The sequence below is a fragment of the Reyranella humidisoli genome (genome assembly GCF_019039055.1).
Classification (GTDB): Bacteria; Pseudomonadota; Alphaproteobacteria; order Reyranellales; family Reyranellaceae; genus Reyranella; species Reyranella humidisoli.
On sequence record NZ_JAHOPB010000001.1, the window covers coordinates 1,731,015 to 1,753,944 of the forward strand.

At 67.2% G+C, this 22,930-nt stretch carries 21 protein-coding genes and 1 tRNA gene; 11 read left to right on the top strand and 11 right to left on the bottom strand.

Annotation, left to right across the window (positions count from 1 at the left end):
• Nucleotides 1-58 precede the first annotated feature (58 nt).
• Nucleotides 59-1,027, bottom strand: coding sequence for a WD40/YVTN/BNR-like repeat-containing protein (locus tag KQ910_RS08495; RefSeq protein WP_216958299.1), 969 nt, complete (start codon nucleotides 1,025-1,027; stop codon nucleotides 59-61).
• Nucleotides 1,028-1,263: 236 nt separating this feature from the next.
• Between KQ910_RS08495 and KQ910_RS08500 the strand changes: the two genes are divergently transcribed.
• Genes KQ910_RS08500 through KQ910_RS08510 form a run of 3 tightly spaced genes read left to right on the top strand, consistent with a single transcriptional unit; the run spans nucleotide 1,264 to nucleotide 4,292 of the window.
• Nucleotides 1,264-2,334, top strand: coding sequence for a TRAP transporter substrate-binding protein (locus KQ910_RS08500; RefSeq protein ID WP_216958301.1), 1,071 nt, complete (start codon nucleotides 1,264-1,266; stop codon nucleotides 2,332-2,334).
• 48 nt (nucleotides 2,335-2,382) lie between these two features.
• On the top strand, nucleotides 2,383-2,997 hold the full coding sequence (locus tag KQ910_RS08505) for a TRAP transporter small permease subunit (RefSeq protein ID WP_216958303.1): 615 nt from the start codon (nucleotides 2,383-2,385) through the stop codon (nucleotides 2,995-2,997).
• 2 nt (nucleotides 2,998-2,999) lie between these two features.
• Nucleotides 3,000-4,292, top strand: coding sequence for a TRAP transporter large permease (locus KQ910_RS08510; protein WP_216958304.1), 1,293 nt, complete (start codon nucleotides 3,000-3,002; stop codon nucleotides 4,290-4,292).
• A gap of 17 nt (nucleotides 4,293-4,309) precedes the next feature.
• Here the strand turns inward: KQ910_RS08510 and KQ910_RS08515 are convergent, their stop codons facing one another.
• From KQ910_RS08515 to KQ910_RS08525, 3 genes are read right to left on the bottom strand one after another with little or no spacing between them, the layout of a single operon-like run.
• Nucleotides 4,310-5,092, bottom strand: a complete 783-nt coding sequence (locus KQ910_RS08515) for a hypothetical protein (RefSeq protein WP_216958306.1) — start codon at nucleotides 5,090-5,092, stop codon at nucleotides 4,310-4,312.
• Nucleotides 5,093-5,102: 10 nt separating this feature from the next.
• Nucleotides 5,103-6,005, bottom strand: a complete 903-nt coding sequence (locus tag KQ910_RS08520; protein ID WP_216958308.1) for an alpha/beta fold hydrolase — start codon at nucleotides 6,003-6,005, stop codon at nucleotides 5,103-5,105.
• A complete protein-coding gene (locus KQ910_RS08525; RefSeq protein ID WP_216958310.1) occupies nucleotides 6,002-7,057 on the bottom strand; it encodes a serine hydrolase domain-containing protein in 1,056 nt (351 codons plus the stop codon). Before KQ910_RS08525 ends, KQ910_RS08520 begins: the two co-directional genes overlap by 4 nt.
• A gap of 51 nt (nucleotides 7,058-7,108) precedes the next feature.
• Between KQ910_RS08525 and pyrC the strand changes: the two genes are divergently transcribed.
• From pyrC to KQ910_RS08545, 4 genes are read left to right on the top strand one after another with little or no spacing between them, the layout of a single operon-like run.
• Nucleotides 7,109-8,164 (top strand): dihydroorotase, encoded by a 1,056-nt coding sequence (pyrC, locus tag KQ910_RS08530; protein WP_216958312.1) that lies wholly within the window; start codon nucleotides 7,109-7,111, stop codon nucleotides 8,162-8,164.
• Nucleotides 8,165-8,187: 23 nt separating this feature from the next.
• A complete protein-coding gene (locus KQ910_RS08535; protein WP_216958314.1) occupies nucleotides 8,188-8,985 on the top strand; it encodes an NUDIX hydrolase in 798 nt (265 codons plus the stop codon).
• 4 nt (nucleotides 8,986-8,989) lie between these two features.
• Nucleotides 8,990-10,324, top strand: coding sequence for an ActS/PrrB/RegB family redox-sensitive histidine kinase (locus KQ910_RS08540; protein ID WP_216958316.1), 1,335 nt, complete (start codon nucleotides 8,990-8,992; stop codon nucleotides 10,322-10,324).
• A 23-nt stretch (nucleotides 10,325-10,347) separates the two neighbouring features.
• Nucleotides 10,348-10,938: an ActR/PrrA/RegA family redox response regulator transcription factor gene (locus KQ910_RS08545; RefSeq protein WP_082752368.1), complete on the top strand. Its 591-nt coding sequence runs from the start codon at nucleotides 10,348-10,350 to the stop codon at nucleotides 10,936-10,938.
• A gap of 154 nt (nucleotides 10,939-11,092) precedes the next feature.
• On the opposite strand, the gene KQ910_RS08550 is transcribed toward KQ910_RS08545, so the two are convergent.
• A complete protein-coding gene (locus KQ910_RS08550) occupies nucleotides 11,093-12,430 on the bottom strand; it encodes an enoyl-CoA hydratase/isomerase family protein (RefSeq protein WP_216958318.1) in 1,338 nt (445 codons plus the stop codon).
• A 166-nt stretch (nucleotides 12,431-12,596) separates the two neighbouring features.
• A complete protein-coding gene (locus KQ910_RS08555; RefSeq protein ID WP_216958320.1) occupies nucleotides 12,597-15,731 on the bottom strand; it encodes a hypothetical protein in 3,135 nt (1,044 codons plus the stop codon).
• 206 nt (nucleotides 15,732-15,937) lie between these two features.
• Between KQ910_RS08555 and KQ910_RS08560 the strand changes: the two genes are divergently transcribed.
• The gene (locus KQ910_RS08560) at nucleotides 15,938-16,150 is read left to right on the top strand and encodes a hypothetical protein (protein ID WP_216958323.1); all 213 of its coding nucleotides are present in this window, start codon (nucleotides 15,938-15,940) and stop codon (nucleotides 16,148-16,150) included.
• 3 nt (nucleotides 16,151-16,153) lie between these two features.
• Complete coding sequence (locus KQ910_RS27175; RefSeq protein ID WP_216958325.1) at nucleotides 16,154-17,053, top strand: helix-turn-helix transcriptional regulator; 900 nt, start codon at nucleotides 16,154-16,156, stop codon at nucleotides 17,051-17,053.
• 100 nt (nucleotides 17,054-17,153) lie between these two features.
• Here KQ910_RS27175 and KQ910_RS08570 read toward each other — a convergent pair.
• Nucleotides 17,154-17,228: transfer RNA gene (locus KQ910_RS08570), tRNA-Gly, on the bottom strand.
• A 42-nt stretch (nucleotides 17,229-17,270) separates the two neighbouring features.
• On the opposite strand from KQ910_RS08570, the gene KQ910_RS08575 reads away from it, so the two are divergent.
• Nucleotides 17,271-18,443, top strand: a complete 1,173-nt coding sequence (locus KQ910_RS08575) for an acyl-CoA dehydrogenase family protein (protein WP_216958327.1) — start codon at nucleotides 17,271-17,273, stop codon at nucleotides 18,441-18,443.
• Here KQ910_RS08575 and KQ910_RS08580 read toward each other — a convergent pair.
• Nucleotides 18,440-19,594, bottom strand: a complete 1,155-nt coding sequence (locus KQ910_RS08580; RefSeq protein ID WP_216958329.1) for a trans-sulfuration enzyme family protein — start codon at nucleotides 19,592-19,594, stop codon at nucleotides 18,440-18,442. The genes KQ910_RS08575 and KQ910_RS08580 overlap by 4 nt on opposite strands.
• A gap of 170 nt (nucleotides 19,595-19,764) precedes the next feature.
• On the opposite strand from KQ910_RS08580, the gene KQ910_RS08585 reads away from it, so the two are divergent.
• Entirely contained in the window at nucleotides 19,765-20,391 is a 627-nt protein-coding gene (locus KQ910_RS08585; protein WP_216958331.1) for a TetR/AcrR family transcriptional regulator, read from the top strand.
• Here the strand turns inward: KQ910_RS08585 and KQ910_RS08590 are convergent.
• From KQ910_RS08590 to hisC, 3 genes are read right to left on the bottom strand one after another with little or no spacing between them, the layout of a single operon-like run.
• A complete protein-coding gene (locus tag KQ910_RS08590; protein WP_369408302.1) occupies nucleotides 20,342-20,914 on the bottom strand; it encodes a gamma-glutamylcyclotransferase in 573 nt (190 codons plus the stop codon). The two genes, KQ910_RS08585 and KQ910_RS08590, sit on opposite strands and share 50 nt — an antisense overlap.
• 43 nt (nucleotides 20,915-20,957) lie before the next feature.
• Nucleotides 20,958-21,842: a prephenate/arogenate dehydrogenase family protein gene (locus tag KQ910_RS08595; protein WP_216958333.1), complete on the bottom strand. Its 885-nt coding sequence runs from the start codon at nucleotides 21,840-21,842 to the stop codon at nucleotides 20,958-20,960.
• Nucleotides 21,839-22,930 carry a histidinol-phosphate transaminase gene (gene hisC / locus KQ910_RS08600; protein WP_216958335.1) on the bottom strand — a complete coding sequence of 364 codons (1,092 nt, stop codon included), beginning with the start codon at nucleotides 22,928-22,930 and terminating at the stop codon, nucleotides 21,839-21,841. Before hisC ends, KQ910_RS08595 begins: the two co-directional genes overlap by 4 nt.

Consider the following 22,930-nt stretch of genomic DNA (forward strand, 5'->3'; position numbering starts at 1 on the left):
ACCCCTCCGTCGCGTATGACGCGACACCTCCCCCTTTGAAGGGGGAGGAGCATGATTCCTACGGCAGCGGCTGCCAGATCGTGCTGCGGACCTCGCCGAACTCGCGCGGCAGCTTGGTCCAGGTCTCGCCGCCGTCGGTCGAGCGGAAGAGCTGGCCGAGGTTGGAGCAGACGAAGATCAGCTTCGGGTTCGAGGGATGCGTCGCCACCGTCCACGGCGTCGAGTTGAGCTCGCCCGGCAGGTTGGCGTCCTGCCAGTGGGCGCCATGGTCGGTGCTGCGCAGCAGCCGGCCGGTCGAGCCCGGCGGGCCGTTGCCGTTGGTCAGGAACACCGTCGCGTCGCCGTCGGCGCGGGGCACGATGGTGCGGGTGTACTGCCAGGGCGAGTCGAGTTCCTGGAAGGCGAAGGTCTCGCCATTGTCGCGGCTCAGGTTCAGGCCGCGGTTGGTCGTGGCATAGACCAGCTTCGAGCCGTTGCGGATCACGGCGAGGCCGTGGATGTCCTCGGAGTTGATGCCCTGGCCCACCTTCTTCCAGGTGCGGCCGCGATCGGTCGAGCGGTGTACGCCGTCGATCTCGACGCCGGCCCACAGCGTGTCCTTGTCGACCGGATCGAAGATGATTTGAGTGACGCGCGGCTTGCCCACGAAGATGCAGGCGTCGGCGAAGGAGCCCTGTGCGGGCGTGAAGCTTTTGCCGCCGTCGGTCGAGACGAAGATGTGGGCGGGCTGGGTGCCGACCACGATGAGGTCGGGATCGTCCGGCGCCTGCGCCATCGCCCAGATGTCGTACTCGTCCAGCACCGAGGGCAGGTGCGTCCATTTCTGGTCGCCCTCGTTCCAGCGGTAGAGGCCGGAATCGGTGCCGGCCAGCACTTCGCCCGGCCGCTTGGGATGCGCCGACAGCGCCCAGACGCGCGCCTCGAGATAGAGGCCGGATTCGATATAGGGCCGGATCCAGGTCTCGCCGTCGTCGCGGCTGAACCACACGGACATGCCGGCGGTGCCGACACAGAGCAGGTTGGGCATTCGAGTCCTCCGTTCGGCGCCCTCATTGGGTGGGGCCGCCGCATCAAGGATCCTTCGCTGCGCTCAGGATGACAGGGAAGTGTCATCCCGAACGAAGAGAGGGATCCTTCTCGCCCATTGAAGGCCGCGGCGACCTCGCAGGCAAGCCGGCCGTGCCCTTGCCACTCCGCGCGAATTGAACGACAGTCATGGCAACTGCGCCATGGGGTTACAGGCGCGGAACAGGGAGCTTTGAGATGAAATTCACCGCACTTCTCGGAATGGCGGCGGCGTTCGCCGTCGCGGGCGGCAGCATCGCCGCGGCCCAGACGCCGGCACCGGCGCAGCTCGACACCAAGAAATTCAACGTGATCGGCACGTGGAACTTCCTCAACATCAACAAGAAGGTCGAACAGCCTTTCTGGAGCGAGCAGCTCGGCGCGGCCTCGGGCGGCAAGCTGACCGGCAACATCAAGTCGATCACCGAGCTCAACCTCAAGGGCACCGAGGTGCTGCGGCTGCTGAAGACCGGCGTCTATGACGTGGCGCATGCGCTGCCGATCTATGTCGACGACGGCGCGGCCATCTTCGAGGGCTCGGACCTGTCGGGCGTGGCGCAGAGCGTCGCCCAGCAGCGCGAGATCCTGAGCGCCTGGATGCCCGAGATGCAGAAGGTGATGCGCGACAAGTTCGGCTCGATGATCGTGTCGACCTTCGCCTTCCCGCAGCAGGTGTTCTTCTGCCGCGACGAGATTTCCAGCCTGGCCGACATCAAGGGCAAGAAGGTGCGCGTGCAGGGCGTCTCCCAGTCCGACCTGGTGAAGGCGCTGGGCGGCGCCGCGGTCACCATCCCGTTCGGCGAGGTCGTGCCGGCGCTCGAGAAGGGTGTCGTCGACTGCGGCATCACCGGCACGCTGCCGGGCTACCAGGCGAAGTGGCCGGAAGTTGTGAAGACCGTCGTCGACGTGTCGCTGGGCTATACGGCGGGCTTCGTGTCGGTGAACCTGGCCAGCTGGAACAAGCTCTCGAAGCCGACCCAGGAATTCATGACGGGCCAGTTCAAGAAGCTCGAAGAGGCGGCCTGGGCCAGCGTCGAGTCCGACACCAAGGAAGGCATCGCCTGCGACACCGGCAACGGCCCGTGCTCGGTCGGCCCGCCGGCCAAGCTGAAGCTGGTGATGCCGACGGACGCCGACCGCGCCCTGGTCAAGAAGGCGCTGAACGACGTCGTGCTGCCCGAATGGGCCAAGCGCTGCGGCGCGGAGTGCGCGGCCAAGTGGACCGAGATGGTCGGCAAGCGCTACGGCCTCGTCGCGAAGGCGAACTGAACAGCAGCGGGGCCCGGCCCCGCCGCTAAACTGGCTCGGGAAGCACACATGGAACGTCTATGGCGCGGCGCCTCGGTCGCCGCCCTCTGGGGGGCGTGGGCCGGCGGCGCCATGATCCTGCTGGCGGCCGTCGTCGTCACGGTCGAGGTGATCAGCCGCAAGCTGCTCGCCTTCGCCTTCTCGGGCTCCGACGAGATCGCGGCCTATCTCTTCGCGGTGGGGACGTCGTGGTCGCTGGCACACGTGCTGGTGACGCGCGGCCACGTTCGCATCGACGTGCTCTACGGCAACCTCGGCACGCGGGCCAAGGCGGTGTTCGACCTGCTCGCGATCGTGGGGCTCGCGATCCTCGTCCTGGCCATCGTGGATCGCGCCGGGGAGATCTTCCTCGACAACCTGACCGGCGGAAACCGCTCCAATACGCCGCTGCGCATCCCGCTCGCCTGGCCGCAGGCGCCGTGGTTCGCGGGCTTCGTCCTGTTCCTGATCGTCACCGTGCTGGCCTTCCTGCGCAGCCTGCTCGCGCTGCTGCGCGGCGACCATGCGATGGTCTCCGCGACGATCGGCGTGCCGTCGCAGGACGAGGAAGTGAAGGGCGAGCTGGGCTCGCTGGGAATCGGGACCGCGTCCGAGGCGTCGGCAAACAAGGCGGCGAAGAGGTAGACATGCTCGGCACAGCCCTTCTTCTTCTCATCGCCCTGCTGGCCGTCAGCGTGCCAGTGGCGGCCGTCATGGGCGTCCTCGGACTGGCGCTCAACCAGTTCTTCTCGTCCATCCCGCTCTACCTCGCGATGGGCGACATCGTGTGGAACGCCAGTTCCGAATACATCCTGATCGCGATCCCGATGTTCGTGATGCTGGGCGAGATCCTGCTGCGGTCGGGCATCGCCCATCGCGTCTATGCCGCGATCGCGACCTGGCTGTCCTGGCTGCCGGGCGGGCTCATGCACGCCAACATCGGCACCTGCGCGATGTTCGCCGCCACCTCGGGCTCGAGCGTGGCCACGGCCGCGACGGTCGGCGTCGTGGCCCTGCCGCAGGTCAAGATCCGCGGCTACGACGAGCCGCTGTTCCTCGGCACGCTGGCCGCCGGCGGCACGCTGGGCATCCTCATCCCGCCGTCGATCAACTTCATCCTCTACGGTCTGCTGACCCAGACGTCGGTGCCGCGGCTCTACCTGGCGGGCATGATCCCCGGCCTGCTGCTCACCGCCTTCTTCATGGCCATCGTGCTGATCTACTGCCTGGTCTCGCCCGCGAAGGGCGGCACGCCGGTGGAGAGCAGCTGGCGCGACCGGCTGCGCAGCCTCAAGGACCTCGTCGCGCCGCTGTTCATCTTCGGCGTCGTCGTCGGCTCGATCTATGCCGGCTGGGCGACGCCCACGGAAGCGGCCTCGATGGGCGTCTTCGCGGCGCTGGTGCTGGCGGCCTGGGAGCGCGCGCTCTCTTGGCCGATGATGAAGGCGGTGTTCGAGGGCACGATGCGCACGACGGCGATGATCATGCTGATCATCATCGCCGCGCAGTTCCTGAACTTCGTACTGGCCAACATCGGCGTCACCGACGGCGTGGCCAAGGCGATCGAGGCGCTGGGCCTCGGCAAGTTCGGCACCATGCTGCTGCTGATCGTGTTCTACCTGATCCTCGGCTGCTTCATGGAAACGATCTCCATGATGATCCTCACGACGCCCTTCGTGTTCCCGATCGTGGTCGGACTGGGCTGGGATCCGATCTGGTGGGGCATCGTGCTGACGATCCTGATCGAGGCGGCACTGGTGACGCCGCCGGTGGGCCTCAACCTCTACGTCGTGCAGAGCCTGCGAACGACGGGCGCCATCGCCGACGTGATCCGCGGCGCCCTGCCGTTCGTGGGAGCGATGCTCGCCCTGATCCTGCTGCTCATGGCCTTCCCCGACATCGCGCTCGGCCTGCCGCGCTGGGTGATGGGCGGCAGTTAGGCCGGGAGGGGCCGCGCTCAGGGGGCGCGGCCGGGCGGGAACTGGATGTTGAAGCCCGCGAAGACCTGGAAGCTAGGCTGTCCGGGGCCGCTCTGAACCACCGAGTATTGCGGCTCGAGATAGAGGTTGAGCACGTTGCCGTCTTCGAGGCGCTTGACCCGGCCGAGGCCCAGTCCGACCGGCACGACCGCCCGCTGGCGGCCGAAGTCGATCGTCGTGATGCCGCTCGACCGCACATAGAAGCCGTCGCTGAGATTGTAGAACAGGAAGGGCTGGACGGTGAGCGAACGCGCGCTGCCGTCGAAGGCCTGCTGGTAGGCGACCAGCGCCGCCAGCAGCCCCCAGTCGTAGGGCGCGCTCACGACGCCCTGCACACCTGCCTGCCATTTGCGTTCGCCCAGCGCCGGGCTGGTGGCGGTCGGCAGGATCAGGAGCGGCCCGATCCCCATCTTGGCGTTGGCGAGCTGGAAGAGCGGCACGTCGAACAAGGTGAGATCGCCCAGGCCGCTCTCGGTGCCGGCCGGTCCCCACACCGTCGTGCCGGTGGCGAGCGAGGCGCGCATGAGCTGGGGCCAGCCGAACGTGTCGTGCGGCAGGATCCCGCGCAGGAAGGGCTGGTCGGCGCCGCTGCCCGGCTGGCCGCTCATCACCGGCTGCAGGTAGTTCTGCACCTGGATCGCCGGGATGTCGGTCAGCGGATTGTTGGCGACGTTCTGCTGCGCCGCGGCCGGCGACAGCGCCGTCCCCAGCAGGATCGCCACGCTCCATGCGCCGGGCAGCGCCCGCGCCCGGAGGGTCATCGGGCGTGCGTCATCTGGCGAGGACGCGCAACAGGGTCTCGTTGAAGGCGTCTGCCGCCTCGTAGGCCACCCAGTGGCCGGCGCCGGGGATGACGTTCATCTCGAAATCCGGCTGCAGCGCGCGGAACAGATCGATGCGCTCCTGGATGTGCGGATAGGTCGTCGAATCGAACTCGCCCCAGATGCCGGTGAGCGGCGTCTTCACCCGCGGCAGCACTTCGCTGAGCTTGAAGGCCTGGCCCATGATGCGGCTGCGGGTCTTGGCGCGTGTGGTGTTGAGGATCTGCATGTGGATCGCGATGCCGTCGACGTTCTTCGGATCGTGCAGCATCAGGATCTCGAGATTGCGCCGCGCCTCGGCGGCCAGCATCTCGGGCGGCATCTCGGCCAGCAGCTTGTGCAGCTTCGGACCGGGCTTGCGCGTGGCCTTGAGGCCGCCGGCGCCGACCAGCGCGATGCGTTCGATGCGGTCCTCGAACAGGGTCGCGATGTGGCCGGAGACCATGCCGCCGAAGGAGAAGCCCGCGATCGAGAACGGCTTGTCCTTCGGGACCAGCTCCTGCATCGCGGCCTCGACGCAATGCGTCACAGACCAGATGTCGTTCACATCGTCCGGCGGATCGCTGTCGCCGAGGCCCGGCAGGTCGGCGGCGTAGACGTTGAAATGGGCGCTGAGCGGCAGGACGTTGCGGATCCAGTGGATCCACGAACCCGAGCCGCCATGGAACAGCAGCAGGATCGGCTTTTCGGGCGCGGCCCCGAAGACGTGCCACATCATCCGGCCGGTGCCGCCGGCGCTCCTCGCGCCCATCGGCACGCGCACGATCTGCGACCGGTTGGCGACCTCTTCGATGTGTTCGGCGGCGGTGCGGCCGTCGGCCATGCGGGGGACGGCGGAGAAATCCAGACTCATGCCTTGATCGCACCCAGCAGACGTTCGACGAATTCCGGCGCCTTCTTGCGGTCGATCCAGCGCAGCACCGTGACGAGGTCGTTGTCGGGATCGATCCAGACGATGTGGCTGCCCCAGCCCAGCGCGAAGTAGCTGCGCTCCGAGGCAGCGGCGAACTGGCGCTTGTCGGTGTTGAGCCACCACATCAGCCCGTAGAAGGGCGCGACGGGGCAGGGCTTCACCAGCTCGTCGGTCCAGCCCTGGGGCAGGATCTGCTTGCCCTCCCAGACGCCGCCCTGCGCGACGAGCCTTCCCATCAGCGAGAGGTCGCGCGCCGAGATGACGATGCCGCCGCCCCAGTGGCCGCCGCCCGGCACCGACAGCATCGGCCTGCCGTCGATCGTGTCGAAGGAATTGCGATAGCCGTCCCACTTCCAGGTCTGCGAGCCGCCGATCGGATCCATGATGCGTCGCTTCAGCACCTGCGGCAGCGGCTCCTTGAACACCTGCAGCAGCGAGCGCGACAGCCGGTTCACCCTCACGTCGTTGTATTCGTAAAAGCTGCCCGGCTTCTTCATCGCGCGCCGCGTGCCCTTGGGCGCATCGGCGACGGCGACGCCCACCACGCGATTGTGATCGATGCGGTCTTCCTTGCCGAAGACGCTGCCCGACCATTCGCTGGTCTGCGTCAGCAGGTGGCGCCAGGTGATGTCGCGGTTCTGCTCGCTCGTGAACCCGTCGTCGAGCGCATAGGCCGCGACCTTGTCGTCGAGGCTCTTGATCAGCCCGTCGCCCAGCGCCAGGCCGGCGAGGAGGGCAAGATAGCTCTTGGCCACGCTGAAGGTCATGTCGGCGCGGTCGACATCGCCCCATTCGGCGAGCTTCTGGCCGCCGCGATAGACGATACCCGAGGGACCGCCGCGCGGCGTCACCGGGCCCAGCACCTCGTTGTCGGGCGCCTTCTCCCCGGAATCGTAGGTCATCACGAACTGCCCGTCGGGCATGTACATGCTGGCCGGCCACTTGGATTCGGCGGCCAAGGCGAAGGAGATGGCGTCGTTCAGGTCGTTCATGCCCGCAATCAACATTGGAGCCCGTCCGGGAGCAAGCGTAGAAAGTGCATCATGGCCACCGCAAATCCGCTCCCCGCCTCGATCACCATCCGCCGTCCCGACGACTGGCACGTCCACCTGCGCGACGGCGTCATGCTGGCGGCCTGCGCCGTGCACACCGCGCGCCAGTTCGGCCGCGCCATCATCATGCCGAACCTCGTGCCGCCGGTGACGAAGGTGGCCGAGGCCAGCGCCTATCGCGACCGTATCCGGGCCGCGGTGCCGAAGGAGCTGAACTTCGAGCCGCTGATGACCTGCTACCTGACCGACGGCGCCGACCCGGCCGAGCTGACGCGCGGCAAGGAAGAAGGCGTCTGGGTCGCGGCCAAGCTCTACCCGGCGCATGCCACCACCAACTCCGCGCACGGCGTGACCTCGATGGATCGCGTCGCGAAAGGGCTGGAGGCGATGGAGAAGGCCGGCATGCCGCTGCTGGTCCATGGCGAGGTGACCGATGCCGAGGTCGACATCTTCGACCGCGAGGCGGTGTTTTTGGACAAGGTGCTGGCGCCGCTGCTGAAGCGCCATCAGGGCCTCAAGATCGTGCTGGAGCACATCACGACCCGCGAGGGCGTGGCCTTCGTCGAGGCCAATCCCGGCAGGATGGGCGGCACGATCACGCCACATCACCTCAGCTACAACCGCAATGCGCTGTTCAAGGGCGGCATCCGTCCGCACTTCTATTGCCTGCCGATCGCCAAGCGAGAGGAGCATCGTCTCGCTCTGCGAAGGGCGGCGACCTCCGGCGGCACGCAGTTCTTCCTCGGGACCGACACCGCTCCGCACACGACCGACACCAAGGAATGCGCCTGCGGCTGCGCCGGCGTCTTCAACGCCCCGGTCGCGATGCAGGTCTATACTCAGGTCTTCGCCGAGGAGGGCGCGCTGGCCCATCTCGAAGCCTTTGCCTCGCTGAACGGCCCGCGCTTCTACGGCCTGCCGGTCAACGAGGAGACGGTCACGCTGCATGCCCGGCCGCTCGACATCCCCGACCGCGTGGCGGTTCCGGGCGGCGGAAAAGACATCACCGTCTTCCGCCCCGACACGCCGGTCGACTGGTCGTTCTAGGATCGCTGGTCTATCGTAGCGGCATGAGCAAACGAGGCATTCCCGAAGGCGCCGTCGTCCGCGGCACCGACAAAGGCTACGACGATCCCCCCAAGGCCCCCCTGAAGCCCGGCAGCGAGCGGCCGGTCGAGCAGATCGAGAAGGTCTATCCGTACATGCGGCCGCGCGATGCGGCGACGCTGATCCTGGTGCGGATGAAGGGCAACACGCCGGAGGTGCTGATGGGCTGCCGCGCCGCCGCCCATGCCTTCATGCCCAACCGCTATGTGTTCCCCGGCGGCAAGGTCGACCCCGACGATGCGCGCGTTCCCGTCGCGACCTCGCTCGATCCCTTCGTCAACGAGCGACTGATGCGTGCGGCCTCGGCGCAACGCGCGCGGGCGCTGGCCGTGGCGGCGGTGCGCGAGACCTTCGAGGAAAGCGGCCTGATGCTGGGCAAGCCCCTCCAGGGGGGCGCGCCCAAGAAAGACTATGGCGAGCACTGGCAGGGCTTCCTCGACAAGGGCATGGCGCCGGCGCTCGACTGCCTCGACCTGATCGCGCGCGCGGTGACGCCACCGGGGCGGCCGCGCCGCTTCAACGCGCGCTTCTTCATGGCGCGGGCCGAGGATGCGACAGGCGAGATCCGGCATTCGAGCGAGATGGGTGACATCCGCTGGGTACAGCTCGACGAGGCGCGCGAGCTGCCGCTGCCGACCATCACCGGGTTGATCCTGGGCGAGATCGGACGGCTGGTGAAGGAACCGCCCAACCGCAAGGAGCAGCGCAAGATTCCGCTCTTCACCACGGTGCATCGCAAGCACCTGATGATCGAGGAATAAGATCGTGGCGGAGCGTGCGGACGACGCCCCGCCGCCCGCCGCTCCCCGGCGCACCGCCGCCATGTCCGTCCTGCCGCGCGGCGGCGTGCGCCTGCGCACGCTGGTTCTCATCCGCTGGGGCGCCGTCGCAGGGCAGGCCTTCACCGTCGCGGTGGTGCATTGGGGACTTGGCTTCGGCATGCCGGTCCTGGCGGTCGGCGGCACGATCGCCCTTTCGGCGCTGCTCAACCTCACCGTCAGCATCGGTCGTCCCGGCTCGGCGCGAATCTACGACCGCGAGGCCGCGGTCTTCCTGGCATTCGATATCCTGCAGCTCGCCGTGCTGCTCTACCTCACCGGCGGCCTGATCAATCCCTTCTCGCTGCTGCTGCTCGCGCCGGTCGCGATCGGCGCAACCATCCTGTCGCTGGCGAGCAACGTGGCGCTCACGCTGCTCACGATCGCGAGCATCGCGCTGCTGGGCCTGTTCTATCAGCCGCTGCCGTGGAAGGGGCCGCCGCCCAACCTGCCCGACATCTATCAGGCGGGCGTGTGGGCCGGCCTGTCGCTCACGACCCTGCTGATCACCCTCTACGGTTGGCGGCTGGCCGAGGAGCAGCGGCAAATGGCCGATGCGCTGGCGGCGGCCCAGGCGGCGCTGGCGCGCGAGCAGCAGCTCTCGGCGCTGGGCGCCCTCGCGGCGGCTGCCGCCCACGAACTGGGCTCGCCGCTGTCGACCATCGCGGTCGTCACGAAGGAAATGCAGCGCGAGATCGAGTTCGACGATCCGTTGCGCGAGGACGTCGAGTTGCTGGCCGCCGAATCGGAGCGCTGCCGCTCGATCCTGGCGCGCCTGTCGATGGACCCGGCCGGCGACGTCTCGGACTCCTACACGCTGGTGCCGCTGCCGGCCCTGATCGAGGCCGCCGCACAGAACTACGCCCGCGAGGAGATCGAGATCGCTTTCGTGTCGGGGCCTTTCGGCGAGGGGGTGCCAAAGACCGCACCGATCCAGCTGCGCAGCCCCGAGATCATGCAGGGTATCGGAAACATCGTGCAGAACGCCGTTTCCTTCGCCCGCAAGGAGGTGCGCGTTGCCACCCGCTGGACGCGGGACTGGTCGGAAGTCGAGGTCGTGGACGACGGGCCGGGCTTCTCCGAGGCCCTGCTCGACGAGTTGGGGACACCGTTCATTTCGACCCGGCAGGGCCAGGAAGGGCATATGGGCCTGGGCGTCTTCATCGCCAAGACGCTGCTGGAGCGTACCGGGGCCAACGTGACCTTCGGCAATCGCAGCGACACGGGCGGCGGGGCGGCCGTCTCGGTGCGCTGGCCAAATCCGGTCTTCAAGGCTACATAGCGGCCGATGTCGAAGGAATCGCCATGACCCAGGACAGCGGCGCCAATCGCCCTGTGTCCCCTGTCATCGCCGGTGCGACGAGCAACAAGGACCGTACCTTGCTCATCGCCGACGACGATGCAGCTTTCCGCAACCGGATCGCGCGTGCGCTTGAGCAACGCGGGTTCATCGTGACCGCGGTCGGCTCGGTGGCCGAGGCGCTGGCGCAAACCGCCCGTCCACCGGCCTTCGCCGTGCTCGACCTCCGGCTGGCCGACGGCAACGGCCTGGAGCTGGTCGGCCCGCTGCGCCAGGCCCGCCCCGACATTCGCATCGTCGTCCTGACCGGCTACGGCAACATCGCGACCGCCGTCGCCGCCGTGAAGGAAGGCGCCGTCGACTATCTCGCCAAGCCGGCCGACGCCGACGCCATCGAGCAGGCGCTGACGGCCCACGGCCGCAAGCTGCCGCCGCCGCCCAGCAATCCGATGTCGGCTGACCGCGTCCGGTGGGAGCATATCCAGCGCGTGTTCGAACAGTGCGACCGCAACGTCTCCGAGACCGCGCGCCGCCTCAACATGCACCGCCGCACCCTGCAGCGCATCCTCGGCAAGCACGCCCCGCGCGAGCACTGAGGCTTCTGTCCCGGGTTAACCACCCACCTCATCCTGAGGAGGCCGCGCAGCGGCCGTCTCGAAGGATGGGCTACAGGCGTGGTGCGCGTTCCCACCCTTCGAGACGCGGTCCTGCGGACCGCTCCTCAGGGTGAGGTGGTTTGGGGAATAGCGACTAAGCCCGCCGGTTCGCGGCGTTCCAGTACTGTTCGAGATTCGAGATCAGTGCCGGGCTGAAGTGGCAGTAGGCCTGCTCGCGCGCATAGAGCGCGGCGTAGCGGCGGAACGTGTCGAGTGGCTCGACCCCGAGGCGCAGGGCGCGGCGATTGCCGATGGCGCCGACCGCGCCCGATCCGGTGAGGCGATCGATCACGCGGGTGATGGTGGCGTCGATCTCGCCGGGTTCCACGACTTCGTCGCAGATCATGCGGCCGACCTCCGAATCGCACTCGATGCGACGCTCGTACATGATCGCCTGGCGCGCGAGGCGATCGCCGACGAAGCGCGACAGCCGCAGGTTCGCCATCGCCGGGATGATGCCTTCCTTGCGCGCCGGCAGGGTCATGTAGGCGTCGCGACCGGCGATGTTGAAGTCGGTCGCCAGCAGGATCTGGCAGCCGCCGCCGATCGCGAAGGTCTCGACCGCCGAGATCCAGAGCTTCTCGATCGAATCGCCCGCGACCTCGTCGGGCGCCACATCCGGCCGCGCGAGGCCGCGGAACATCTTGTTCACGAAACCCATGTCGCGGATCAGGAACCACAGGAACGGGATCTTGCCGTAGTAGAGGTGCGTGAGGTTGATGCCGGCATTGTAAACGCGGCGGCCGGCATACTTGCCCTCCGGCACCACGTCGCCGCGCAGCACGGCGACCTCGCTCTGCCGGTCGAGGATGCAGACATCGGCGCCGATCTCGGTGGCGGCCTGGGTGGCATTGTCCTCCGAGTTGAGGAATCGCCGGTTGGATAGGAGCAGCACCGCCGCCTTGCCCTGGCGCTCGACGCGCGCGTAGCCCAGGTCGAGCGTTCCGTCGCGCTGGAACTTCGCCAACGCCTCTGTCGATTCTTCGCGCGGCAGCAGCATGGCATGGCACAGGTGCAGGCCGCAGTCGGCATTGGCGAGGAACTGGTTGCAGAGGATGCCCTGGTCGATTTCCACGCCGTCCTTCTCGGATTGGCGCAACTCGGCTTCGGCCGCGACCTGGGCTTGCGTCGGCGCGAGGCCGGGCACGAGGGCGGCGGCGTCGTAGACCAGCCGCTCGATGCGCACGAACTTGGCGCGATTGTCGGTCAGCTTGTCGTAGAGCGTGCGAGCGTGGCGGCGCAGGAAGGCGAAGCGGGCCTCGCGCGCCGCCTGCTTCAGGGACTCGGCGGCGTCGTAGGCGGCGGCATCGCGATTGGGCTTTGCGGGCAGTCGTGCCAAGCGTTCGGCGGCGTCGCGCCAGTAGCCTGAGAACGCGGCCACATCGGCCGCGAAGTCGCTGCCGGCCACGACCGGCCCCGGTGCCACATCCATGTCGACGTTCCTGCCTGCAACATTTGTCATTTTGAGCATGCTGCAAAGCATGCCGGATCGTAAGCAGGCAACTTAGATGTGGCGTATGGACCCGACAACCCCACCGGAACCTTCGGTCGTCCTGTCCAAGCGTCATGTGCCGGCGACCGCGAGCTCTTCGAGCTTGTTAGACGATCAGGATGCTGGATTGCGAGAGGGCAAGGCCCGGTGACAGGATGGCGAATGTCGATGCGCCACCGGCACCCGTACCGTCGGCGTCGAATTGCAGGGCGCCCGTTGCGTTGTTGTAGATGATGCGATCGTCGGCATCCAGGGCGGCACTGCCGATCCGGAATGCGCCCGACGTCAGCTTGCCGGGTGCGAGGCCAACGAAGATGTCGTTCTCGAGCACGACGAGATCGCTGCCAACCGTGAAATCGAGGATGGTGTCGACGTTGCCGGGTCCGAAGGCGGTGTCGAACACGAACCTGTCCCGGCCGACGTCGCCCGACAGGGTATCCGAGCCAAGCCGGCCGTAGATCATGTCGTTGTTGATGGAACCGGTGATGACGTTCGCCACATCGTTGCCGATGCCGGTCAGGGAGCGAAGCCCCTCGAGCGACAGGTTTTCGACGTTGGCAGGCAGGGTGTAGCTGGTGGTCGTGCGCACCGTGTCGATCCCGGCTCCCGCCGCCTCGACGATCGTATCGCTGGCCTTGTCGACAAGGTACGTATCGTTGCCGCCGCCACCGGCCATGAAATCGCCACCGGTGCCGCCGTCGAGCAAATCGGCTCCGGCCGTGCCGATGAGCGAATCCGCGAGCTTCGTCCCGATCAGTTGCACTTCGTCGATGTCCACGATGATCTTGCCGGAAAGATCGAGCGTCCCGCTGATCTTCATTTGAACGGAGAGAACATGCTGACCGTCGCCGCCGCGCGGCGCGGCCACGCCTGGTTCGAGCATGTTGCCGACGAACGTGCCGATCCCGGCAATCTGGGCCTGTGTGAAGGTTACCATGCCATCGACTGCGGCGTCGAAGTACACCTGCTCGATGCTCAACAGCCTGGCGTTCCAGAAGTCGGTGATGCCGCTGATGAACAGGGTGTCGGTTCCGTCGTCGCCGGCCACTCTCTCGCCCATCGGGACGGCTTCGTAGCGGAAGATGAATGTGTCATCTCCATCCTCGCCGAGCAGCATGTCGATACCCTCGCCCCCTTCGAGAATGTCGTTGCCGGTGCCGCCGAACTGGACATCGTCGCCGCCTCCCCCGAAAAGCAGGTCGTCACCGTTGGCGCCGACCAATCGATCCCCGCCGCCGGGCACGAAGGTGAAACGGCGCTCGCCATACAGGGAGTCGTTGCCATCCCGGCCGCGCAGCGTGTCGTCGCCGATACCCCCGAAGATCGCGTTGTCACGGGCGTCTCCCGACACGGTCTCCGACACCACGTCCTGCGCGTAAACGGAAAAGTAGAGCGGGCCGGTGACAATGCCGTTGCGGGTTGAGGTCACGGCGCCAGTGACGGCGCCCAACTCGCCTTCTGCATCGAACATGAGGCGATCGCGGACGACGATCTGCCGCAGGGCGTTCATGCCGAAGGCGCCCCCGCCGTCGTCCACCAGGGTCAGCGTATTGATGTCGAGGAGATCCTGGTCGACCGCCGTCAACGAGCCGACGACGTCCCCATTGCCGGGATTCTCGAACAGGAAGGCCGTGGATGACCCGGTCGACGCAAAGGCGACGTCGGTTGGAGGATCGTTGGCATCGGCGACCGCGAACGTCACGACGCGCTCAACGGCATTGCCGGCCGAGTCGGTGGCCCGCACGGTCAGGCTTTCGATCGGACTCGTCTCGAAGTCGAGGACCGTGCCGTCAAGATACAGTCCGGCGCCCACGACCGAAAAGCGGCCGATATTGTCCACGACCACGAACGTGGGGGGCGAGGGCGAATCGGGATCAACGACCGACAGCGTGCCGATCAGCGTGCCGGCTCCGGCGCTCTCGGACAGCGGCGCACCGGCCGGCGACAGGGAGATCGACTGAGGGGCGATGTTGGACGTAACACCGCTCAAGATCCGGTACTCCATCGCCCCGTTGCGCGAGACGATGATCAGGTCGCCGTCCGGCTGCTGGGTGATCCGCGGATGATCGCCGATGGCGATCGCTGTTGGCGACATCGTCAGGCTGCCGTCGTGGCCGAAAGCGGCGAGATAGACCGTGCCGACGAAGGCCTGGCCCGATACCCACGTCAACGCGAACCCGCCGTCGATCAGGCTGATCGCGTCGAAGCTGTGGTGGTAACCGGGACCGATGAGGCTCAAGGTCGGCGTGACGGCATTACCAAGGGGATCGAAGACGCGTCCGCGCGTCGTGCCGTTCGGCCCGTCGATCCAGGTCACAATGAAGTTGCCGGTGCCCAGCGCGGCGACTTCTACTTCGTATTGCTGACCCGTGGCGACGGCAACGGGAATTGCGATGCTGCCGCCACCCGGTGCGTCGAGCACGTGGGCGTAGATATCGTAATTGAAATTGAAGTTGAAGCCAGGCCCCAGTGCTTCGCGCTGCTGCCAGGCAAGTACATGGCCGCCACCGGAGAGCGGGGCGAGCTTCACATGGTCGTCGGTTGTGGGGCCGAACCCAAGCGCTTGCTCTGTGTCGTAGACGATGGTCGCTTGCGGGTCGCTCCGCGCGATGGAGCCGACCTCCTCGTTGTACGTGGTGTAGCGGTCTTGGAGGGCGTCCCAGAAACCGTGATAGTGGCTGAGGGCGGCGACCCAGTTTCCGTCGGCGTCGATCGCCAAATCGTCGAGCAGTGTCTGGGTATGGTCCCGTGTGTAGATGAAGAATTCCGAGGAGACGGCAGGCGGCGCTCCTGCCTGAGGAGTGACGATTCGGCCGGCTATCGCCCGATAGGGTGGAAGCTCCGGCACCTCGCCGATGAAGTGGATCGGATCGTCGGATGGCGTGCGCCACATTGTCTCGTAGGCCAGCAGGAATGTCCCGTCCTCCAGCGCAACGACCTGGGGCCGCCATTGGTCCTGGGGCGTGACGCCGCCGAGGCTGTGCGCCCTGAACTCGGAACCGAGGGCGGTTCCGTCGGCAGCGAACAGGCGGGCACTGATCTGCCAGCCATTGGCCAGATAGGCAGTCAGGTCGGTGCCCGGCACCGGCGGGGGATTGCCATCGGGCTGCAGTGTTTTTTCGGTGTCGTTCATCCATGTAATGAGGAAGCGGCCATCCGCCATGACAGCGACCGTGGGCAGGCTGTGATAGCCCGGCAGGGCAGAATCTGACACGAAGCCGGAGCCAACGATGACGGCCATGGACGCCTCCTCACGGATCCGGGACTGTCGGACCGCCGTTGGAACGGTAGGCACGCCGGGAGGTGGTCGCTACCTACGATCGTAGGAGGAAGAGCTACCGGTTGCGATCAATCCGGAGAATTCCATGATCGTTGATCACAAAACCGAGACTTTGGACCAGCCTGCCTTCTGTTAGTCTCGAAGCGCGGGGCGAACTGGGGGCGGGTATGAGGGAAGAAGAGGCTTTCTCGGAAGCCATCGGGGCGCTCTACGACTGTATCCTTGACCCTGGAAAATGGACGAACGCGCTCGGGCAACTCTCGCGGTACGTGGGCGGATCGAGCGCGCTCCTGTTCCACCAGGATCATCGGTCCGGCACCGGAGGTTTCCTCCAGTCCTACAATGCCGATCCGGGCTGGACGCGGCTCTACTTCGAATAATACGTGCAGCTCAATCCCGTGCTGCCGCTCACCGCCTTCATGGATGTCGGTTCGTCGACCTCGCTGTCGCGCGTGATGGACATGGAGGAGTATCGCGGGACGCGCTTTTATGCGGAGTGGGCGGCGCCGCAGCGTTTTCACGATGTGGTCGTGACGGTCCTCGCCAAGAGTGCGTCGGCGATGGGGATGTTCGGCGTGACGCGGCTCGAAGACGAGGGCCTTGCGGGCGAGAGCGAGATTCGGCGCATGGAACTCGTCTCGCCGCACATACGGCGTGCCGTGACCATCGCCCGTCTGTTCGACGGCGTGCGCGCGCAGGACGCGGCGCTGAACGCGACCTTCGATGCGATGTCCGATGCGGTGTGGCTGCTCGATGCGGCGGGCGTCGTGCTGTTCGCCAACGCGGCGTCGCGGGTCCTGACCGAGGATAACGGACCGGTTACCAATGCCGGCGAGCGCTTCGCCTTTCGCGACAGTGTCGCTGCGGAAAGCCTGAACGCCGCCCTGCGCGGCATTGGCAACGGAGGCCCGGTTGGCGAATTCCCCGTCTCGACACCCGACGGCCGACCCTTCATCGCCTATCTCGTGTCGCTCGCCCCGAAGGGGCGCCTGGCCCCGGCGTCAGGGGCCGCGTGCGCCCTGTTCATGCGCCCGGTGGTCGCCGACGAAATGCCGCCCATGCAAGCTCTTGCCCAGCTCTATGGCCTGACGCCGCGAGAATTCCAGGTCCTCACCGGTCTGCTGCAGTTCGGCGGCGTGCCGGAGGTGGCGCGCAATTTCGGATTGTCGGCAACCACCGTGCGCTCGCACCTCCAAAGCATTTTCGACAAGACCGGCGTGCGCAGCCAGAGCGACCTCGCACGGCTGGCCGCGTCGAGCCTTCCGCCGGTCGTCTCACGCTGACGCAGCCTTCGGTCACGACCGCGAGCAGATAAGCGGGCCGGTTCGCCGATTGCCACGGAAACCGCTAGTGCCGGCTCACGTCGCCAGCCTTGAAAGTAGATGGAGCGGGCGACGGGATTCGAACCCGCGACCTACGGCTTGGGAAGCCGACGCTCTACCCCTGAGCTACACCCGCATTGGTCCCATTCTAGCGCGCGGTTGCGCCCGAGGTCCAATCGTGTATCTCAGGCAGATGCTCGATGAAATCCTCACTCCCGAAGAGCGCGCCGTCGTGGCGCGCGCCCGCGCCTTTGCCGAGGAGCATGTCGCGCCGAATGCCGCGCGCTGGGAATGGGAGCGCCGCTATCCGCTCGAAGCCATCAAGGCGGCCTGCGCCATCGGTCTCAATACGATCGAGCTGGCAAAGAAGCATGGCGGGCAGGGCCTGTCCTTTTCCTGCAAGCTGCGCGCCTTCGAGGAGATCGCGAAGCACGACTTCGCCTTCGCCTTCGCCTTGATCAACCACCACAATGCGTGTGCGCGCTTCGCCCGTGACGGCCAGCCTGCACATGTGGCGCGCCTGCTGCCGCGCATGTTGCCAGGCGACCTGATCGGCTGCGCCGGTCTCAGCGAGCCCGGTGTCGGCAGCGACTTCGGCGGCCTCGAGATGGAAGCCGTTCGCGTCGAGGGCGGCTGGAAGGTGAACGGCGCCAAGGCCTGGATCACCAACGCTGCGGTCGCGGGCCTTTCCGTGGCCTATGCGCAGACCGACCGGTCGCAGGGCTATCGCGGCATCATCTGTCTCGCGATCGAAGCGGAGCGGCCCGGGTTCCATCGCGATCCGCCATTCCAGCTCCATGGCGGCCACGCGATCGGCGTCGGCGGCTTCCGGCTGGTCGACTATTTCGCACCCGACGAGGCGGTGCTGCATCCGCCCGGCAAGGCCTTCAAGGCGGCGCTCGCCGGCATCAACGGCGCCCGCGCCTATGTCGCGGCCATGTGCTGCGGCATGCTGCAAGCCTCACTCGAGACGGCGGTGCGCTACACGCAGCAGCGCCAGACCTTCGGCCAGCCGGTGATCGAACATCAGGGTGTGCGCTGGAAGCTGGTCGACGCGGCGACCGATCTCGAAGCCGCGCGCCTGCTCACCTATCGTGCCGCGCGCCTGATCGACGAGGGCGCCGACGCGGTGATGCCGGCCGCCTACGCCAAGAAGTTCGCGACCGACATGGCCGTGCAGCGCATCGCCGACTGCATCCAGGCGATGGGCGCCAACGGCCTGCGCGCCGACTATCCGCTGGCCCGCCATCTCGCGGGCGCCAAGATCGCAGCCTATACCGACGGCTCGATCGAGATGATGAACGAGCGCATCGGCGCGGGCCTCGCCTCGGTGTTCGGCGCGCCGTCCTAGGCGTTGTGGGCGCGCTTCAGCGCCTGGTCCAGATCGTCGAACAGATCGCTGCTCTCCTCGACGCCGACGGAGAGGCGCAGCAGGTCGGGCGGGCAGGGGGTGCCCGGGCCCTCGATGCTGGCGCGATGTTCGATCAGGCTCTCGACGCCGCCCAGTGACGTGGCGCGCTTCCACAGGCCGACGCGTGCGGCCGTGGCGATGGCCGCGCGCTCGCCGCCCTTCACCCTCACCGACAGCATGCCGCCGAAGCCGCCCGTCATCTGCCGTGCCGCCGCCGCGTGGCCGGCAAAGGTGGGCAGGCCGGGATAGAGGACCTGTTCGATCATCGGATGCTCGGCGAACTTCTCGGCGAGGCTCTGGGCCGACTTGCAGGCCCAGGCAACGCGCGGGAACAGCGTGCGCATGCCGCGCATCAGCAGCCACGCCTCGGTCTGGCCAAGGATGGTGCCGAGCTGCGAGCGGATGGTGCGCAGCTTCGCCCAGTAGGCGTCGTCGCGTGCGCCGGTCAGCGCGCCGGCGATGATGTCGGAATGGCCGTTGAGGTACTTGGTGGCCGAGTGCATCACGATGTCGGCGCCATGCTCGATGGGCCGGGTCAGCACCGGCGTGGCTACCGTGGAGTCGACGCCCAGCAGCGCGCCGGCCTTGTGGGCGATGGCCGCGATCGCGGCGATGTCCGACACGCTCCAGGTCGGATTGGCCGGCGTCTCGATCCAGACGAGCTTGGTGACGCCCGGCTTCACCGCGGCGGCCACCTGGTCGGTCTGGTCCGTGTCGACGAACTCGACCTTGAGGCCCCATTGCGTGGCGAAGGTCATCAGCCAGTTGCGCAGGGCCCAGTACATGACCTTCGAAGTCACGACATGATCACCGGGGGAAAGGGCGAGGAAGCAGGCCGTCGCCGCGCTCATGCCGGAGGAAAAGATCAGAGACTTCGCGCCGCCTTCGAGCGCCGTGAGCGTCGCCTCGGCCTGGTCGAAGGTCGGATTGTCGGCCCGGGCATAGATGCGGCCCGAGCGGTAACCATTGTCCTCGTCGCGCAGGTAGGTGCTCGCCATGTGGATGGGAGGGACCACGGCCTTGGTGACGGGATCGATCCAGCCCATCGCCTGCGCGGCGAGGGAGGCGGGGGCAAAGCTCTTCTCGGACATCGGGGCACCGTCGGCTTACGCGAATCTTACGTCGAACGCGCCCTTATGGCGCATCGCAGCACTTGAAATGCGGGGGCACTAGTAGCTTCATATGTAGTGATCTGCATTCAATATCGCTAACATCGACCAGGTTGCCGAACAGGCGGCAACCACTCGCTGGGGAGTCAATAATGGACGTTCAGACCCTGCACACCAAGCAGCTTCAGACAGCCGGTCGCGGTGACCGCGTCGCACGCACCCGCGAATCGATCGTCGCGTCGGCGCTGGCCCTCGCCACGGCGGGGCAGGTCGCTCCCATCGTGCGTGATATCGCCCAGATGGCAGGGGTTTCCGCCCGTACTGTCTTCCAGCACTTCGCCGACACCGCCGAACTCTACGTCGCGGTCCTGGGCCGCGTGCTGGCGGCGCTGGTGGGCGAATCGAAGGAACTCGCGACCGTCGGTCCGGTCGAGCAGCGCATCGCCAGCATGATCGACCAGTGCGCCGACCGCTACGAGCAGCTTCGCCCGATGTGGACCTTCGTGGAGACCCTGCAGCGCCGCTCGCCCGAGGCCGCCGACATGATCTCGCAGATCTACAGCGCCAACACTGCGAACCTCTCGCAGGCATTCGCACCCGAGCTGGCCGCGCTGCCGGCCGAATCGCGCCAGCGGGCGCTGACGGCCCTGGCGCTCGCCATCGCGCCGGAAAGCTGGGTCGTCCTCCGCCAGCGCCTCAACCTGTCGGTCGAGCAGGCCCGCGAGGAACTCAGCTTCGTCGTGAAGTCGGCGTTCGCGACCGAGGCCGCGCGCCGCTAGCGGCACGAGGCTCAGCGCCGCCTGCGGCGGTGTGGGCCAGCATCTCGAGCGAGCGGTCGCGCAGGCCGAGCTCGCCGAGGTTCCTGACCGTGTTCTGCACATACTCGAGGCTGCTGCCGGTGGCGCCATGGCCCTGGCGAATCAGCTTCAGCGCCTCCTTCGCCGGCAGCTTGCCGGCGAACTGCCGATGGGAGCGGTCGGCGAGATAGACCAGCGCCGGTACGATCCGCCCGTTATCCAGATGGATCGGCCGCACCGTCTCCTCATAGACGCCGTCATTGTCGATCTCGCGATGGATCAGGTAGCGGCGCACCTCGTCGTAGGTGGCGGCCGGCAGCCGGTGCGCCAGCCCGCGGCAGGAGCCGCCCGGCAGCAGGCCGAGGATCAGGCCCGGCTTCTTCGGTGTACCGCGATAATGTTCCGAGTAGATGCAGAAGGCGCGGTGCCAGCCTTGCAGCCGCGCGGCCTGGGTTTCGGGTGTCGCGAAGCCCGGGTTCCACATCAACGAGCCGTAGCCGAACACCCACCGAGGCTTAAAGGTGGGCTTTGCGGCGGCGCCCAAGCCCCTAGGCCTGGTGGAGATGGATCAGCGCCCGGCGGATCTCGCGCGTGCGCGTGAACAGGTCGAACAGCTTGTCGCCCTCGCCCCAGCGGATGGCGCGCTGCAGGTAGAACAGGTCTTCCTGGAAGCGCTGGAGGACTTCGAGCACGGCCTCGCGATTGTTCATGAACACGTCGCGCCACATCGTGGGATCGGAGGCGGCGATGCGCGTGAAGTCGCGGAAGCCGCCGGCGGCGAACTTCAGCACCTCGCTGTTGAGATGGCCGCCGAGATCGTCGGCCGTTCCCACGATCGTGTAGGCGATGAGATGCGGGAGATGCGAGGTGATCGCCAGGATGCGGTCGTGATCCTTGGGATCGATCCGCTCGACCAGGCTGCCCAGGCCCTTCCAGAAGGCTTCGAGCTTGTCGACCGCTGCCGCGTCGCTGTCGGGCAGCGGCGTCAGGATGCACCAGCGCCCCTGGAACAGGTCCAGTAGCGCCGCTTCCGGGCCGGAGTTTTCAGTGCCGGCGACTGGATGGGCCGGCACGAAGTGCACGCCCTTCGGAATGTGCGGCGCCATGTCGGCGATCACGGTCTGCTTCACCGAGCCGACGTCGGAGATTATGCAGCCGGGCTTCAGGGTGGAAGCGATGGCCTTGGTGGCCGGGCCGCACGCGCCGACCGGGGTGCAGACGATCACCAGGTCGGCGTCCCTGCAGGCCTCGGCGAGGTCGGTGCCGCAATGGTCGGTGAGCTTCAGCTTGTTGGCGAGGGCGGCCGTCTCGGGGCTGCGCGTCGCCGCGACGATGTGCTTGGCGAGGCCGCGCTTGCGGGCTTCGAGCGCGATGGAGCCGCCGATCAGGCCGATGCCGATCAGCGCGATCTTGTCGAACAGGGGCTCGCTCATTTCTGCGCTGCCACGAAGCGGGCGAGCGAGGCCTGCACCGCCTTCACCTCGGTCTCGGTGCCGACGGTGATGCGCAGATGCTCGGGCAGGCCGTAGCCCGCGACCAGGCGCGGGATCAGGCCGTCGTTCATCATCCACTCGTTGGCCGCCGCGGCGCGCTCCTTCGAACCGAAGCCGACCAGCAGGAAGTTGCCGACGCTGGGCAGCGGCTTCAGGCCGAGCTTCGTCAGCTCCGCGCTGAGCCAGGGCAGCCAGATGTCGTTGTTGGTGCGGCTGGCGTCGGTATGGGCGATGTCGTCGAGCGCCGCGACGCCTGCGATCTGCGCGGCGAGGTTGACGTTGAACGGCTGGCGCAGCCGGCTCATCACATCGACGATGCCGGCCGGGCCGTACATCCAGCCGAGCCGCAGCCCGCCCAGCCCGTAGATCTTCGAGAAGGTGCGGGTCATCACCACGTTCTCGGCCTGGTCGACCAGCTCGACGCCCGACTCGTAGTCGTTCTTGCTGACATACTCGGCATAGGCCGCGTCGATGATCAGCAGCACGTTCTTCGGCAGGCCGGCATGCAGGCGGCGGACATCGTCCTTGGTGACGTAGGTGCCCGTCGGATTGTTCGGATTGGCGAGGCAGACGATGCGAGTCTTGTTCGTCACCGCGGCGAGCAGCGCGTCGATGTCGCTGCCGTAATCCCTGGCGGGCGCCGCGACCGGCGTGGCGCCGACGCCCAGCGCGTTGATCGCGTACATCAGGAAGCCGTACTGGCTGTAGAGCAGTTCGTCGCCCGGGCCGCAGTAGGCGCGGACCAGCAGGTTCAGGATCTCGTCGGAGCCGGCGCCGCAGACGATGCGCGCCGGATCGAGGCCGAAATGGCGTCCGATCGCCTTGCGCAGCTTGCTGGTGTCGCCGTCGGGATAGCGGTGCAGTTCGGACGCCGCCTTGGCGTAGGCGGCCATCGCCTTGGGCGAGGGGCCGAGCGCGCCCTCGTTGGACGAGAGCTTGGCGATCGTCTCCTTGCCGTCGATCGAGTCCTTGCCCGGCACGTAGGGCGCGATCTTCATGATGCCCGGACGAGGGGTGAGCGCGCTCAT

Coding starts and splice junctions, on each gene's coding strand:
- KQ910_RS08550 (WP_216958318.1), bottom strand. CDS start 12,430: ATGGATGTGGCACCGGGGCCGGTCGTGGCCGGCAGCGACTTCGCGGCC.
- KQ910_RS08555 (WP_216958320.1), bottom strand. CDS start 15,731: ATGGCCGTCATCGTTGGCTCCGGCTTCGTGTCAGATTCTGCCCTGCCG.
- KQ910_RS08580 (WP_216958329.1), bottom strand. CDS start 19,594: ATGTCCGAGAAGAGCTTTGCCCCCGCCTCCCTCGCCGCGCAGGCGATG.
- KQ910_RS08505 (WP_216958303.1), top strand. CDS start 2,383: ATGGAACGTCTATGGCGCGGCGCCTCGGTCGCCGCCCTCTGGGGGGCG.
- KQ910_RS08595 (WP_216958333.1), bottom strand. CDS start 21,842: ATGAGCGAGCCCCTGTTCGACAAGATCGCGCTGATCGGCATCGGCCTG.
- KQ910_RS08525 (WP_216958310.1), bottom strand. CDS start 7,057: ATGAACGACCTGAACGACGCCATCTCCTTCGCCTTGGCCGCCGAATCC.
- hisC (WP_216958335.1), bottom strand. CDS start 22,930: ATGAGCGCGCTCACCCCTCGTCCGGGCATCATGAAGATCGCGCCCTAC.
- KQ910_RS08560 (WP_216958323.1), top strand. CDS start 15,938: ATGAGGGAAGAAGAGGCTTTCTCGGAAGCCATCGGGGCGCTCTACGAC.
- KQ910_RS08510 (WP_216958304.1), top strand. CDS start 3,000: ATGCTCGGCACAGCCCTTCTTCTTCTCATCGCCCTGCTGGCCGTCAGC.
- KQ910_RS08585 (WP_216958331.1), top strand. CDS start 19,765: ATGGACGTTCAGACCCTGCACACCAAGCAGCTTCAGACAGCCGGTCGC.
- KQ910_RS08500 (WP_216958301.1), top strand. CDS start 1,264: ATGAAATTCACCGCACTTCTCGGAATGGCGGCGGCGTTCGCCGTCGCG.
- KQ910_RS08535 (WP_216958314.1), top strand. CDS start 8,188: ATGAGCAAACGAGGCATTCCCGAAGGCGCCGTCGTCCGCGGCACCGAC.
- pyrC (WP_216958312.1), top strand. CDS start 7,109: ATGGCCACCGCAAATCCGCTCCCCGCCTCGATCACCATCCGCCGTCCC.
- KQ910_RS08495 (WP_216958299.1), bottom strand. CDS start 1,027: ATGCCCAACCTGCTCTGTGTCGGCACCGCCGGCATGTCCGTGTGGTTC.
- KQ910_RS08515 (WP_216958306.1), bottom strand. CDS start 5,092: ATGACCCTCCGGGCGCGGGCGCTGCCCGGCGCATGGAGCGTGGCGATC.
- KQ910_RS08520 (WP_216958308.1), bottom strand. CDS start 6,005: ATGAGTCTGGATTTCTCCGCCGTCCCCCGCATGGCCGACGGCCGCACC.
- KQ910_RS08545 (WP_082752368.1), top strand. CDS start 10,348: ATGACCCAGGACAGCGGCGCCAATCGCCCTGTGTCCCCTGTCATCGCC.